This window comes from Chryseobacterium sp. CFS2 (assembly GCF_036543225.1).
In the GTDB taxonomy this organism is placed as follows: Bacteria; Bacteroidota; Bacteroidia; order Flavobacteriales; family Weeksellaceae; genus Chryseobacterium; species Chryseobacterium culicis_A.
The window spans coordinates 218178-233189 of sequence record NZ_JAZHQU010000004.1; the positions used below are offsets into that span (position 1 = coordinate 218178).

11 protein-coding genes are annotated in these 15012 nt (G+C 37.8%); 1 reads left to right on the plus strand and 10 read right to left on the minus strand.

The window, feature by feature from the left end:
- Positions 1-111: 111 nt before the first annotated feature.
- The 8 genes from ODR02_RS10940 to ODR02_RS10975 form a co-directional block, all read right to left on the minus strand.
- Positions 112-2298 carry an outer membrane beta-barrel family protein gene (locus ODR02_RS10940; protein WP_309512460.1) on the minus strand — a complete coding sequence of 729 codons (2187 nt, stop codon included), beginning with the start codon at positions 2296-2298 and terminating at the stop codon, positions 112-114.
- Positions 2299-2691: 393 nt separating this feature from the next.
- Positions 2692-3243 (minus strand): DUF2652 domain-containing protein, encoded by a 552-nt coding sequence (locus tag ODR02_RS10945; RefSeq protein ID WP_105680862.1) that lies wholly within the window; start codon positions 3241-3243, stop codon positions 2692-2694.
- A gap of 59 nt (positions 3244-3302) precedes the next feature.
- Positions 3303-4715, minus strand: a complete 1413-nt coding sequence (locus ODR02_RS10950) for a TolC family protein (protein ID WP_309512461.1) — start codon at positions 4713-4715, stop codon at positions 3303-3305.
- A gap of 17 nt (positions 4716-4732) precedes the next feature.
- Positions 4733-7873 (minus strand): efflux RND transporter permease subunit, encoded by a 3141-nt coding sequence (locus ODR02_RS10955; RefSeq protein WP_209788895.1) that lies wholly within the window; start codon positions 7871-7873, stop codon positions 4733-4735.
- 9 nt (positions 7874-7882) lie between these two features.
- On the minus strand, positions 7883-9028 hold the full coding sequence (locus tag ODR02_RS10960) for an efflux RND transporter periplasmic adaptor subunit (RefSeq protein WP_105680865.1): 1146 nt from the start codon (positions 9026-9028) through the stop codon (positions 7883-7885).
- Positions 9029-9244: 216 nt separating this feature from the next.
- Positions 9245-10159, minus strand: coding sequence for an AraC family transcriptional regulator (locus ODR02_RS10965; RefSeq protein WP_309512462.1), 915 nt, complete (start codon positions 10157-10159; stop codon positions 9245-9247).
- A 103-nt stretch (positions 10160-10262) separates the two neighbouring features.
- A complete protein-coding gene (locus ODR02_RS10970; protein ID WP_309512463.1) occupies positions 10263-11009 on the minus strand; it encodes a metallophosphoesterase in 747 nt (248 codons plus the stop codon).
- Positions 11010-11129: 120 nt separating this feature from the next.
- Entirely contained in the window at positions 11130-12518 is a 1389-nt protein-coding gene (locus ODR02_RS10975) for an MFS transporter (protein WP_209788887.1), read from the minus strand.
- Positions 12519-12660: 142 nt separating this feature from the next.
- Here ODR02_RS10975 and ODR02_RS10980 point away from each other — a divergent pair, with 142 nt between their 5' ends.
- A complete protein-coding gene (locus ODR02_RS10980; protein WP_309512464.1) occupies positions 12661-13131 on the plus strand; it encodes an Lrp/AsnC family transcriptional regulator in 471 nt (156 codons plus the stop codon).
- Between the two features lie 75 nt (positions 13132-13206).
- Here ODR02_RS10980 and ODR02_RS10985 read toward each other — a convergent pair whose 3' ends face one another.
- Positions 13207-13722 (minus strand): hypothetical protein, encoded by a 516-nt coding sequence (locus ODR02_RS10985; RefSeq protein WP_309512465.1) that lies wholly within the window; start codon positions 13720-13722, stop codon positions 13207-13209.
- 17 nt (positions 13723-13739) lie between these two features.
- Positions 13740-14741: a hypothetical protein gene (locus ODR02_RS10990; protein ID WP_309512466.1), complete on the minus strand. Its 1002-nt coding sequence runs from the start codon at positions 14739-14741 to the stop codon at positions 13740-13742.
- Positions 14742-15012 lie beyond the last annotated feature (271 nt).

Below are 15012 nucleotides of genomic sequence, written 5' to 3' on the forward strand. Positions count from 1 at the left end.
TTCTAGCTTCTAGCTTCTAGCTTCTAGCTTCTAGCTTCTAGCTTCTAGCCAAAAATAAAAAGCAGATTCCAAATTGAAACCTGCTTTTATTTTTATCTAACAAATCTTGAATTACTTTCCGCCACCACCGTTTTTCTCTACGTCGGTTTTTGTATTTTCTTTTACCTTCTGGTTTCCGAAACGCTTTACAAATGTAAGAGAAACACCATACCAGTCCCATTTTGAATATTCTCTGAAAGTTCCGTCAGGGCTGTAAGTGGTATTATCACCATAAGGTCTCTTAAAAATATTCATCAGCTGCATGCTTAGTTCCATCTGGGTTTTCGGGAATATTTTAGTCACTGAAATATTATGGAAGACATTGGTATTATTCGCATATGAATTTCCGTTATTCTGATTGGCAAGCTCCATCCATGCACTCAGGTTAATATTTTTATTGAACAGATTGGTATAAGAAACATTCGCAGAGGCTCCCCAATAACTGATATAATCTTTGGCACCCAGCTTATTTTTCTCATTAAAATCTTTATTATTAATGTAATACCATCCAAATCCTGCATTCACATTCAGTTTATTTTTCAGGAAGTTCTGGTTGGTATTGGCAAACAGGTAATATTTTTCAACCTTTCCATCGAAGTTCCCTGGTAATGAAACTGTTCTTCCATTTTCCGTTACATAGGTAGTCCAGTAATCCTGATTCGTGTGCATATATCTTGCAGAGATAAAGTATTTTTTCAGGATTCCCAATTTCAGATAAAGCCGGTCATTCGGATTGGGATTCAAATAAAGGTTTCCTCTGGAATAGGTTCCGTTAATTTCAGGCGTCACGAAAGGGTTAAACTCTGAATACCAAGGCCTCCAGATACTTCTGTTATAGGTAAGGCTCAGATCAAACTTCTCTGAAAAGCTGTATTTCAGCAATAAATTGGGAAGAAAAGTACCGTAAGAATCTCTTCTTTCCGTACCTGCTACATCCTGTCTTACTTTATAATCAATATATTCGTATCGGATTCCGATTCTGGTTTCCAGTTTTTCAAAAAATGTTTTGCTATAATTAGCATATAAAGAGCTCAGATGATCTTCGTAATGGAATCTGTCGTTTTTGGAAAGATTAGCATATTCTGGTGTACCATTATCAATACTAAACCCATAGAGACTGTTAGGAATAACGTGATTGTTCAATTCGGTTTTTCCTCCTGCTTCCATGGTACCGCCTGTCTTACCAAAAGGATGGGTATAATCTATTTTCAGATAATAATTACGCATCTGATTTGAACTGATCGACCCCAGCTGCTGATTGGTTATCAAACCCTGCTTATTAATTTGCTTGTCAATCAAATTATCATTGTCATTACTGGAATAATTGGTTCCTAAATTAATATCTAAAATCCTATTCTTTTCTTTATCATAATATTTATAGAAAGCATTAGTACCAAGATTACGGCTGAATCCCCAGTTATTTTGGATTTGATGAAAAGATTCACCGGGATCTCCATCTTTTGTAGTCATCCCATCAGATTCTGCTGAAAGCAAATTCCTGTTCTGGGAATACTCCAATACAAGTCCGAAATTATTTTTATCATTGATTTCAAATTCTGAAGTGGAAGAAAGAGATGGACTTTCATTTCTCATTACATTTTCCAGATTGAACTGAGTAAGTTTATTTTCAGCATATCGGTTATCCCATGTTTGATTCTTCTGCACATAAGTTCCGTTATTATAACTTCCGATAAAGGTTTGGGTAAATTTTTTCTTATGATAGTTCAGATTGAAATTCGTGTATTGTGAGTTTTTGGTACTTTGTCTGTTGTTGAGAGAGATACTTCCTTTTAGTCCTTCATCATCCCTTTTTTTAAGGACAATATTGATAACCGAACCGGAAGTTTCATAACGGGAAGAGGGACTGGTAATCACTTCAATTTTCATAAGATTATCAGCAGGAATTGTTTTAAGATATTCCTTTAGTTCCTTCCCTGTAAAAACAGATTTCCTGTCATTGATATATACCGTAACCATTTGTCCCTCGGCTTTTACCTCATCATTGTTATCAATACTTACCAAAGGAGTCATTCTAAGAACATCCCATGTTGTATTTCCTGCCAGAATTGCACTATTTGCTACATTGAATACAGTTCTGTCTACTTTAGATTCTACGGTTGGTTTTCTGGCCACCAGAGTAACCGCTTCTATTTCTTTTGCATTTCCTTTTACAGTATCGTTGGCAGCCGGAGCTGGAGCCTGCTGGGCCATTACTAAGGAGCCTGTTAATATTGCTATAGGAAATAATATTCTCTTCATGTGAAATTATAGTTTTTCTATAAGACCACTATCTTCACAAGTTTGTTACATCAAAAAATAAAAAAAATTAAATAAAGATTTAATTCCCAGCAATATATCAACATTTAATGTAAACATAAATTAAAAATCAATACACATTTTTCAATAAACCAACGAAATACAAATCACTTCCATAATAAATAATCTTAAAAAAATATTTTATACGTAATTTAAATTTCACTTAAAAAAAATTGCAAAACCAATGCATATTACATAAATATTTTACTACCCCTATAACAAAAACAAATTTTTTACCCGCAGATTTCCTAAAAGCTGACCAATAAAAAAAGCCCGGATCTCACCCGGGCCGCTAGCAATAGCAAATTTACAAGGAATACTATTAAAAAATATAGGCTAGTTTACATTTTCAAAATAATGGATAACCCCCACTTCAGGCAGACGAAGGGGTTCTTTATTAAAATCAGACTCTCTGTTTTTACTGCTTTCCAGAAAAGAATTGCTGAAAAGTGCATAAGAAGGCTTTTCTGCCATTCCATTTTTCAAAAGCTGATGGGCTTCCACAATCGTTTTTCCATATAGCTTTCTGAAATTTCCAATATTGTATTGTGAAAAGGATCCATAATGCACAATAAATTTGAGAGCCAGATCAATGGTAGTGCTTAAACTTTTACTCAACTCCTCTATTTTCCTGTTGAAGGCACTTCTCATCTTCCACAGCATTTTTGAAATACTCTGATAAGACGGATTTTCATCATAACGGTAAAATAAAATGGCATCTCCCTCAATCTCGGAAATTTCAAAATACTGATCGTTCACATCAATCAGTGTAGACAATAACTGTCTTACAATATACTCGCCTGTATACAATTTTGTATTGAACACAAATTCGGTAAATCCGCTGAAATCCGGAATAAGAATGATCCCCTCTTGTATATTTGTCTTCATAATGATAATGGATTAAAAACCTGCTTCATCCTTACAGACGAAGCAGATTCAATTTTACTTTATTGCCAGCCGCCTCCTACAGAACGGTAAAGTGATGTAATAGCATTCAGCCTCTGGGTTTTCAGAGAAGCCAGTTCCAATTCTGCCTGAAGTTTATTCGTTTGTGCGATAATCACTTCTACATAAGTTGCTGAATTATATTTAAATAACAGATCAGCCTTCTTCACTGCTTCTCCAGATTTCACGGCCAGTCCTTCTGCAATTTTCTGCTGTTCTTCCAGTTTTTGGATTTGTATCAGCGCATCAGAAACTTCTCCTACTGCTTTTAAAACTGACTGCTTGAAATTGAGTTCAGCCTGATCAGCAACTACTTTAGATTGTTCATACTGTGTTTTCAACTGTTTCCCATTCAAAATAGGCTGTGCTACAGCGCCTGCCACCATTCCGAAAAGCGATCCCGGAACACTGAACCATTTGCTGATCTGAAAGGCATTCACGCCTCCCTGCGCCGTAATATTCAGTGAAGGATACATGCTCATTTTCGCCACATGAATGGCTGCTGCACTTTTTCTTACTTCAAGTTCAGCTGTTTTGATATCCGGTCTGTAACTCAATAATTCTGAAGGAATTCCTGCAGCAATATGATCCGGAGACTGTACATTATTCAGGCCTGCACTTCTTTCAATTTTCCCCGGCATAGAACCCGTTAGCAGGCTCAAAGCATTTTCCTGGGTTGTTACAGAACTTTCAATAGCCGGAATTGATTTCAGAATCTGATCTTTCACAATTTCCTGCTGTTGTACAGCCAATGCTGTAGTAAGCCCAAGCTCCTGCTGTTTGGTCAGAAACTTCAGCGTATTATCCGCATAAGCAAGATTGGATTTTGTAATTTCCAACTGAGTATCCAGCATCAAAAGGTTATAATATCCTTGTACTACAGCAGATACAACTTGTGTTTTCACTGCTTTTGCCGCTTCCTGTGTTTTAAGATATTCTGCTAAAGCCTGTTCCTTCCTTCCTTTAATCTTTCCCCAGATATCAGCTTCCCAGGAAAAACTCAAGGAAGTTGTATAATCTTCCATATACCTTTTTCCCATAAACTGTCCGGCCATCATTCCGTTCATACTGTTGTCTGAAGGACGGTTGATATTGGCATTGGCAGAAGCACTAACAGTCGGAATATTTGCCCATTTACTCTGATTGTAAGCTAATGATGCAAATTCTATCTGTTTTAAAGCGACCTGAAGATCGTTATTTTGTACCATCGCTTTATCTATCAATCCTACAAGAACAGGATCTTTAAAAAAGTCTTTGTAGCTGATCTTCGCAATATTTTCATGAGAATCCGCTGCAATGCTGTCACTTCGGAAAGCTTCAGGCATTTTTACTTCAGGCTGTTCATATTTCTGAACTTTACAGGAGATTGCGGTTCCCGAAATGAATGCGATATATGCTATATTTTTAATTTTCATTGTTAAAATCATTTGAATTAATATTCCCAATCTGCATCGGTTACTACTTTTCCGTTGATTCTCTCATGCAATGCCTGGAATACCACAAAAAGAACAGGAACTACGAAAATTCCTAAGATCGTTCCGAAAAGCATCCCTGAAATGGCGGCATACCCAATAGAATGGTTACCCATTGCAGAAGGTCCAACCACAAAGATCAATGGGATCAATCCGGTAATAAATGCCAGAGAGGTCATCAAAATAGGACGTAAACGGGCTTTTGCTCCTTCCACCGCAGAGGCGATAAGACTTTTCCCTGCTCTACGTCTCTGAATCGCAAATTCCACGATCAGAATCCCATTTTTTGCTAACAACCCAATCAGCATCACCAAAGCAATCTGCACATAAATATTATTGGATAATTCCGCGAAGGTAATCCCCACAAATACTCCGGAAAGTCCCACCGGAATAGCAATCAATACAGCCAATGGAAGAATATAACTTTCATATTGAGCAGATAAAAGGAAGAATACAAACACGATACATAATCCGAAAATCATAACAGATTGTGAGCTTGAACCTGCTTCTTCACGGCTCATTCCTTTATAATCGTAAGTATATCCCGGAGGAAGTACCTGCTTACTCACTTCTTCAATGGCGGACATAGCCTGTCCGGTACTATATCCCGGAGCTGCCATTACTGTTAAATTGGATGAATTAAACAGGTTGAAACGATCCACCACCTCAGCTCCTGTTACCTGTTTCAGGCTTACCAATGTATTGACAGGAACCATCTGACCTAAGTTATTTTTAACGAAAATTCCGTTCAGGGATTCTTTATCTTGTCTTGTCTCTGGTGTAGACTGTACCAAAACTCTGTAATACTTTCCAAATCTATTGAAATCAGACGCCTGAATACTTCCGTAATAGCCCTGCATTACTCCTAACACGTCAGAAACATTAACTCCCAACTGAGCAGATTTCACTTCATCTACAAGCACTTCAAACTGCGGATACGTCACATCGAAAGTGGTAAATGCTACCGCTACTTCAGGTCGCTGCATCAAAGCGCCCATCATTCCGTAAGAAATATTTCCTAAATTCTGAAGTTCTCCGTTGGTACGGTCCTGAAGCACAAGCTCCATTCCACTCGTATTTCCGAAACCGTCTACCGTAGGCGTATTGATCACAAGGAAATTGGCTCTTTTATCCTGAGAAAGCATTCCCTGAGTTTGTCCTATGATATCATTGATATTATTGACAGGTCCTCTCTCGCCTCCTTTTTTCAATTTAACGAAAATAGAAGCAGCGGAAGATGACATGGAACCACTGAATAAGTTCAATCCGTCTACCGAAATCACTTTATCCACAGCAGGATTTTTCATCAGAAGATCTTCTGTGTCAGAGACTACTTTCGAGGTTCTGTCTTTTGATGCTCCCGGAGCAAGGTTCGCAGTTACAATGATAAAACTCTGGTCTTCATCCGGAATAAATCCTTTAGGCGTTGTCATAGACATCCATGCAAACAAACCTCCGAAAGCCACAATCATAACAAGTGCCACCCATTTTCTTTTCAAAAGGAACAGCACAGCTTTCCCATAGCGGAATGTCAGTTTATTAAAGCTGGCATTGAAACCTGCAAAGAAACGATCTTTGAAATTCATTTTTTCATGCGTTCCCGGATGGTGTTGCTTTAAAAATAAAGCACATAATGCCGGGCTCAATGTCAAGGCATTGATCGCTGAAATCACAATCGCGATAGCCAATGTCAAAGCAAACTGCTGGTAGAACAATCCCGTGGAACCACTCATAAAGGCTACCGGAACGAATACGGCAGACATGATCAATGTAATGGAAACAATGGCTCCTGTAATTTCACTCATTGCTGACATCGTAGCAGCCCTCGGATTGAGCTTTTTATGTTCCATTTTAGCATGAACTGCTTCCACCACTACAATAGCGTCATCCACTACAATACCAATGGCGAGCACCAAAGCAAACAACGTAAGAATATTAATAGAGAACCCAAAAACCTTCATAAAGAAGAATGTTCCTACAATAGATACCGGAACTGCAATAGCCGGAATCAACGTGGAGCGGAAATCCTGAAGGAAGATATACACCACTATGAATACCAGAATAAATGCTTCTATCAGAGTATGAATAACCTGCTCTATGGATTGATCCAGTGCATCTTTTGTAGCATAGGGAATTTCATAATCCATTCCGGCGGGAAAAGATTTTTCCAGTTCTTTCATTCTTTCCTGAAGCGCAATTTGTACTTCATTCGCATTCGATCCTGCCATCTGGAAGATCGCCATCGTTACGGATGCTTTTTTATTATAATTAGAAGATACCGTATAACTGTAGGCTCCAAATTCTACTTTGGCAATGTCTTTTAACTTTAATACAGATCCATCATTCAATGCTTTGATGGTAATGTTTTCATACTGCTCAGGTTCTGTAAATTTTCCTTTGTAGCGAAGAACATATTCCATCACTTCTTTACTTCTCTCTCCTAATCTTCCGGGTGCTGCTTCAAGGTTTTGGGTCTGAATAGCACGGGAAACATCAGAGGGTGTAAGATTGTAGGAAGTCAGTTTATTCGGATCCAGCCAGATACGCATGGAGTAATCTTTATTTCCATATACCATGGCATCTCCTACTCCTTTTACTCTTTTCAGTTCCGGAACAATGTTGATTTTCGCATAGTTTTCAAGGAAAAGGTCACTCATCGTACCATCTTTACTGGTCAGAGAGACCATGGCAATCATACTGTTCTGTCTTTTCACAGTGGTGATTCCCGCCTGGATTACCTCTGCAGGAAGCTGATTGGTCACCTGTGCCACTCTGTTCTGAACGTTAATGGCGGCCTGATCCGGATCTGTTCCTAGTTTAAAAATAACAGTAATACTCAATGTACCGTCATTACTCGCTGTAGAAGTAATATAGTCCATATTTTCCACTCCATTGATGGCATTTTCCAATGGCGGTGCTACTGACCTGGCAATTGTTTCAGCATTAGCTCCCGGATAAGCAGCTGTTACCATAACGGTAGGAGGTGCGATGTCCGGAAATTTTGTAATCGGAAGGCTTACCATCCCGACGATCCCCAGAATAACAAGCAATACGGAAATAACCGTTGCCAGTACGGGTCTTTTTATAATTTTCTTTAACATGACTTCTTCTTAGGATTTTTTCTGTTGAGCATTTTTCTTTTGTGCCACTACAGGAGTTCCCGGCTGCAATCGGTCAAAACCGCTGGTGATATATTCATCTCCTGCTTTAAGCCCTTTCGCTACAATAAAATTATCGCCTGCTTTTCCGTTCACTTCAATAGGAAGCATTGCGGCTTTTCCTCCCTGAATGGTAAATACAAAAACTTTATCCTGAATGGTTCTGGTAGAGGCAATAGGAAGTAAAACAACATTGCCGTAGAACTGATCTAGTATAATTTTGCCTGTATTCCCACTTCTCAAAAGGTTGTTGGGATTGTTGAATTTTGCTCTTAAAGTAATGGATCCTGTTGTTTTATTGAACTGTCCTTCTACAGCATCAATCTTTCCTGTTTCAGCATATTTTTCACCTCCCGAAAGCAATAATGATACTGCCGGAGTATTTTTAATGACCTCATCAATACTGCTTCCCGTGTATTGTTTCTGGAAATTATTAAAATCATTTTCACTCAGGCTGAAGTAAGTATATACCTGGTGAATATCTGATAATAAGGTAATCGGTTCCTGATTTCCCGGAGTCATTAAACTTCCCAGACGATAGTTGAACCTTCCGATAAATCCGCTTACCGGAGCTTTAATGGTGGAGAAGTTCAAATTGATTTTAGCCGATTCAATGGTAGAAGTGGATTGGCTTACTGCTCCACGTGCCGCATTATAAGCCGCTTCAGCTTCTTTCACCTGAATATCTGAAACCATTTTGTTTCTAAAGAGTTCTTTTTTTCTGTCCAGATCAATTTTAGAGGTTGAAAGGTTGGCCTGAGCCGTAATCAAAGATGCCTGAGCACTTTTCAGCTGTTCACGGAAAACCTGATCTTCAATTTTGAATAATGGCTGGCCTGCTCTCACAAAATCACCTTCATCTACAAAAATTTTGCTTAAATATCCTGTTACCTGAGGTCTTATTTCCACATTGGAAACTCCTTCAATAGATGCTGCATATTCTCTGGAAACAGAAGCGTCTCCCTGTGTTACTTTTGCCACGGGTAATTCCGGTGCCTGCTGCTGATAGCCCTGGTTTTGATTATTCTTCTTACAACCCGCCAATACAATCAGCGAGAGAAAAAGTAGAGTCGATTTTTGAATAAAAAATCTTTGCATAACAATAGTCCTTTTAAATTTTCCGCACAAAAATCGAACGAAAAAAATTCAATAGGATTATTCGAAAAACCCCTTGTTTTGTCAAAAAGACTCCTTATTTTTAAAAACATGAGAAATATCATTTATAGACAATATAAATGACAGTATTCAATATTTTAAATCAAAATAGTATTCAATTTTGGCAAAAAGACATCTTAAAACACAACCTACTGACTATCAATACAAATCATCTTTCCTATATTCCAAAGGAGATCTTCCTGTATGTTTTTTGAAAAACTTACTAAATGAAGCCTGATCAGAAAAACTTAGCTGTGATGCTACCTCATTGACATTCAGGTTGGGATTTCTCAATAACAGCCTGGCTTCTACCGCTAAAACCTGATGAATAATATCTCTTGGGGATTTGAACACTGTTTTATTAATCACCTTTGTAAGGTATTTACGGCTGATAAAAAGCTTATCGGCATAAAACTGAACATTATGTTCTTCTTTGAAATGCTCCTGAACAAGCTTAAAGAAGCTGGTGGTCAACTCGTCTTCCCTATTGGTTACAACGTGTAGTTTTTCCGTTTTTTTGAAATAATTATCAATTTCGTAGATCACCAGTGAAAAGTGATGCCAGATCATTTCATTGAAATAATAATTGTCTTTTTCCTTGTCATTCAAAACCTGAAGTTCATCGAGATGAAAATTCAGTTTTCTGTACACATCGGGTTCATTTCTGATGATGTGGGTAGGATCTGATGAAAGGCTTTTCAGGACATTATTTGACTTATAATTAAAGCCTGCGTCAGAAATAAAATTCAATGAAAAGAAAATATATTTAGCATGGTAATCTTCCGAAATTTCGTCTACCCAAAAGGTTTCCAGCATGGGGCAAAAAACAATATCCCCTTTAGAGACTTCATAACTCTTATCATCCAACCTGAACGTGACATCTCCCTTTTGTATCATAAAAATGCAGAAATAATCTGCACGGTAAGGAATATTCGGTTGTATGATATAGTTCACCTTATCAATTTCCATCACGACAAATTCCTTGATTCTAAGATCAAATTCCACCTGCTGAAGAACTTCATCAAAAGCGAGCTGCGAAACAAAATCAGGTTTTGGCTGGGATTTTCTAGGCATTGAAAAGGTATTAGAATACGAAGATAGTGATTAAGGAGAAAGGGTAAAATAGCAATAGGCAGTAGGCAGTAGGCAGTAGGCAGTAGGCAAAATTGCTTTTTTGCTAAACAATAATAATCAGTTCTTTATCATAGCCGTTATATTTTTCATCAATATACCCATGAGGATTACAGATAACTTCTGTTTTTTCAATTTTATATCTGCATGGTGTATGAATATGCCCATGAATCCAGTACAAAGGTTGATATTCTTTGATTACATCTTCCAGATCAGATGCATAAGCAGAGGTAACGGGATCTTCTTTATAATGCTCCGGCACTGATTGGAGGCTGGGAGCATGATGGGTAACGACTATATTTTTAAGTCCTTTTGAATCTTCAAGACTTTCCTGCAGCCATTGTCGTGAAAGCTGATGAATTTTAAAGGTATCTAATGTTCTCATTTTCGAATAGGAAGGATCTCTCCTGATCATTTTATAGTCATTCATTTTAGACTGACAAAGCATTCCGTACTGAACAGGATTTCCGAATATTGAAAAATCCGTCCATAAGGTGGCCCCATGAAAACGAATTCCGTCAATGTCTACAAATGTATTTTCCAGCACATGAACATGGGAATTCACAGCCGCTTCTCTGATTTTATGGAGTGTTTTCGGATAGGAACCTTTATAGTATTCATGATTGCCCAAAACATAGATGACTGGTTTGTTGGGAATTGCTTTTTTAATCCATTCAATCCCTTTGGTTCCTAAATTGACATCACCTGCCAGCACAACAATATCCGAATGGTCAAAACCTAATTCCGTACTTCCAAATTCCTGATGAAGATCGCTGATGACCTGTATTTTCATGATGTTATAGTAAAGCACAAAGGTAGTGAAGGGAAACAGAATGGCAAAAGAACAAAAAAAGAACCGACACCTAAGCACCGATTCTTTCCTCATATAGTTTGTGTATTTTTAAACTGCTTATTACGAAACAGCAACTTCTGCCTGTTTCAATTTTAAGCTTTTCAATATAAAATAGAATAACATTCCGAGCGCCAGCAGAGCGTAGCCGATCAATATCATCAGATTCAGGCTTCCTACTGAAAATTCTGAGGGAAAAATCTGGCTCATTAAAGTCATGAATGACAGTCCGATTCCTGCTCCCAGAAAGTAACTTGTAGAGCTCAAACTTGATGCCAATCCATAATTTTCCGGCTCCACATCCTGAATTCCCATTACAGAAAGCGCAGTAAAGCAAAACGTCATTCCCACTCCTGAAATACATGCAGCTCCCAGCAAAACCAATGTTAACGGGTGTCCTGCATACACAGAAATCAACAGTGACAATCCTCCTGCCAGCATAAACAACCATCCTAAAACACCCATTTGAGAAGAATTCAGGCGTTTTGATACATGAGGCAGGATAAATTTAGCTGTTAAAGCGGATATGATACTGAATGGAACAAGCATTAATCCTGCAGAGGCAGCGCTATATCCCATATCTTTCTGAAGCATCAGTGAAATAAGGAATAAAAATCCGATAAAAAACGCACCCAAAGTGAAAAACACAGCATTGGAAACGACTAAAGACTGATGTTTAAACAGTTTTAAATCCACTAACGGCTCTGCCACGGACTTTAATCGGTAATAGACCATCACCAGCAGTATTAATGACAGAACCAAAGATCCTGCTACCAGAAAAGGCTGTTCTTTAATATGAACCAATTCATGGGTTCCGTATGTAAGGCTTAACAATCCAAGTACCATTAATATTCCTGAAACCACATCTGTTTTCTGAGCGGTTTCATTTTTCTCATCTGCAGGCAGATAATAATAAGACAGCACAAGGGTTATTAAAAGAACGGGAACATTGATCAGGAAAACCCAATGCCAGCTCAGGTAAGTACTGATAATTCCTCCCACGGAAAGACCACTTCCCGAACCAATGGCAGCAAATGAACTGAAGATTCCGATAGCCCGGTTTCTCTCCTGTTCTCCTCTGAACGTATTGGTTACAATAGAAAGTGCTGACGGCATCACTAACGCAGCTCCCAGTCCCTGTAAAGCACGGAAGATGGCCAGTACCTCAAAGTTTTGAGATAATCCTGCACCTAATGAAGTCAGCATAAAAATCAGAGCTCCCAGTAAAAACATTTTTTTTCTCCCGATCTGATCTGAAAGCTTTCCTCCAATGATCAGAAATCCTCCAAAAAATAATACATAAAGGGTCTGCAACCATTGGACGGTCTCGGCTCCAATCTGAAACTGCTGCTGAATAGAAGGAATGGTTAAATTAATAATGGCAATATCCAACGCCTCTACAAATGTTCCTACCGATGCTAAAATTAATATTACATTCTTCCTTGTATCCATGTTTCAAATTTCCTGCAAAATTAAAATTAACAGAACGTATTTAAAAATTTAACCTTAAATTTGGAACAATATTAAATATTTAAAATATTTAAAAGAACAAAAAACCTGAAACACCAAGTAAAACCTATAAAAACAGAACAAAATGGCAAGTGAAAATTATATCCCTGATGAAAAAGACTTATCAATTCTTAGACTTCTTCAGAAAGACGCTAAGATGAGTGTCCGAGATATGTCGGCAAGAATCAACCTGAGTCCTACTCCTACGCATGAACGTATTAAACGTATGGAAAAACAAGGAATTATTAAAGAATATACTGCTGTAGTAGACCGTAAAAAGGTCAATAAAGGAATGATGGTGATCTGTATGATTGCCTTAAATGTCCATAATAAAAAAACAGCGGGAAAATTCATTGAGGAAGTGGGCAAGCTGAAGGAAGTTGTAGAGTTTTACAATATCAGCGGAGATTTTGATTTTATGCTGAAAATCTTGGCTCCCAATATGGATGAATTTCATGAATTTTTTGTGAACAAATTATCTGAAATCGAAGGAATTGGTCAGACTAAAAGTATTTTTGTCATGAACAGCATCAAGGAAAGTAACCAGATTGTTTAACATGGGAAATAAAAAAGCAACTGCATAAAATACAGCTGCTTTCTATTATTTTAAGACAGATTACTCTGCCTGTGTTTATTTCCAGTAATTCCAGACCGACCCATCAAATATGGCCAGTGTTTTGCTGGCTGTATCATAACAGATCATTCCCGGATAAGGATTTTTCACATTAAGATGGGGTGATGTTATTTTAGGAAGAATCATCGCTTTATTTTGAGATTCCAGCACCAAAACTCCATCAGCAGAACTTGTGGCTTCTCCCATAATTACTCCTTTCCCTGACTCAGCAGAATTGTTGACAATAACCGCATTTGAATTTCCGGCATCTGATAAAGATTTCCAGACTTCATTTTCATAGACTTTTACTTTGTTATCTGTGACATCAAAGATGAATGTTCCGTTTGCCAAAGATCCTGTGGGAAATCCTGAAGTAGCGGGAAGAATTAAGCCTTTTGTATTCCCTGATACGTTATCAAAGTCTAACACCGTACTGTTTCCATCTATCACCTGTTTGCCAATAGCTACCTGAGCAAAAAACGAGTTAAAAATAACCAAAGCTATTGCTATCCCTATATTTTTTATATTTTTCATACGATCTATTTATCGGTTTAATCATTACAGCTTCTTTGTACACATTTCCATTCGGTCCCGTTATAAAGCTTTACACATTTATCCTGAATATCATACAGAAGCATTCCTTCTTTCGGTTCTGCGATGGCATCTCCAGGCTGTGGAGTCTGGCTTACGTGCTGAACTCTGGTAATGACAAAACCTTTGTTTTTTGATTCCATAGCCAAAAATCCATTCGGTACATTTTCCGGCCATGCATTGTTTTTCTGCTGTATGGTAATTCCGAATTTAGTAAATCCATCTGGTGTACCGGAAATGCCGGGTTTTGTACAAAATCCGTCAATCTCATCAATAATCACAGGTGCATTTCCACAACTTGATTTATCTTCAGACAATCCTTCTGGCCAAAGAGAAGGACACATGGCTTTTGTTGCATTGGGGCCGCAGAAACTGGAATTTCCCATTCCTAATCCTGTCACCGATCCCATTACAATAGCTACGATCTGACTGTCATCGCTGATGATGGAAGCTCCACCTCCACCACTTACATCCGCTTTTGCAATACAGTACGCTCTCCCGGTAGGAATACCTACATATTCAACAGAAGGATATGTGGTGGATTGCTGGGTAAATGTTCCACAAATTTCGACCACACTGCTTGTTCCCATTTCAATAACAGAAGTTGTTCCGGGATAAAAGCCTCCAAAGGTTGGATCTTCCTGAACGACCGATCCTACAAGCGATAGAAAAGATTTGGTTCCCAGTTTAATTTTTGAATTTTTCTGAGATCCGAAAGTTCCTACTTTCACGGTTCCTGTAGACTGAACACTTGCTCCGTCAGCAATTTCCAATACGCCATCAACCTGAATACTATTGGAATGCAGCTGCCCGGACTGAATAATAAGTGTCGCTCCGTTCGGGATACTGATATTGGTACTTACATTAAGATTTCCGTTAAGACAATACGTATTTCCACTGGTCATCGCCTGCCCTGTATAAGGAATGCACTGCGCATAAGCCACAGCGCTAAAAGCAAGCATTAATAAAAAAATAATTTTTTTATTAATATTTAAAAAAAATAGGTTATTCATATACATTTATAATACTTTAACAAATTATTACTGTTTTAATAATAAAAATTTAAACTTTCAACATTATCGACCGACTAACAACAATTAACACACCAAACAACTGTTTAATTTTTTCAGATGGATATGATATTTAACCAGCATCCATCATTGTTAATGTTATTAAAAAACACTTATAAATGTTACACCACAACAAACTATACCTTTTTAATTCTGCTTATAT

What these genes read in the sequence shown, in the direction of transcription:
- ODR02_RS10940 (WP_309512460.1), bottom strand. Translation starts at nt 2,298, where the DNA reads ATGAAGAGAATATTATTTCCTATAGCAATATTAACAGGCTCCTTAGTA.
- ODR02_RS10975 (WP_209788887.1), bottom strand. Translation starts at nt 12,518, where the DNA reads ATGGATACAAGGAAGAATGTAATATTAATTTTAGCATCGGTAGGAACA.
- ODR02_RS10950 (WP_309512461.1), bottom strand. Translation starts at nt 4,715, where the DNA reads ATGAAAATTAAAAATATAGCATATATCGCATTCATTTCGGGAACCGCA.
- ODR02_RS10980 (WP_309512464.1), top strand. Translation starts at nt 12,661, where the DNA reads ATGGCAAGTGAAAATTATATCCCTGATGAAAAAGACTTATCAATTCTT.
- ODR02_RS10965 (WP_309512462.1), bottom strand. Translation starts at nt 10,159, where the DNA reads ATGCCTAGAAAATCCCAGCCAAAACCTGATTTTGTTTCGCAGCTCGCT.
- ODR02_RS10955 (WP_209788895.1), bottom strand. Translation starts at nt 7,873, where the DNA reads ATGTTAAAGAAAATTATAAAAAGACCCGTACTGGCAACGGTTATTTCC.
- ODR02_RS10960 (WP_105680865.1), bottom strand. Translation starts at nt 9,028, where the DNA reads ATGCAAAGATTTTTTATTCAAAAATCGACTCTACTTTTTCTCTCGCTG.
- ODR02_RS10970 (WP_309512463.1), bottom strand. Translation starts at nt 11,009, where the DNA reads ATGAAAATACAGGTCATCAGCGATCTTCATCAGGAATTTGGAAGTACG.
- ODR02_RS10945 (WP_105680862.1), bottom strand. Translation starts at nt 3,243, where the DNA reads ATGAAGACAAATATACAAGAGGGGATCATTCTTATTCCGGATTTCAGC.
- ODR02_RS10985 (WP_309512465.1), bottom strand. Translation starts at nt 13,722, where the DNA reads ATGAAAAATATAAAAAATATAGGGATAGCAATAGCTTTGGTTATTTTT.
- ODR02_RS10990 (WP_309512466.1), bottom strand. Translation starts at nt 14,741, where the DNA reads ATGCTTGCTTTTAGCGCTGTGGCTTATGCGCAGTGCATTCCTTATACA.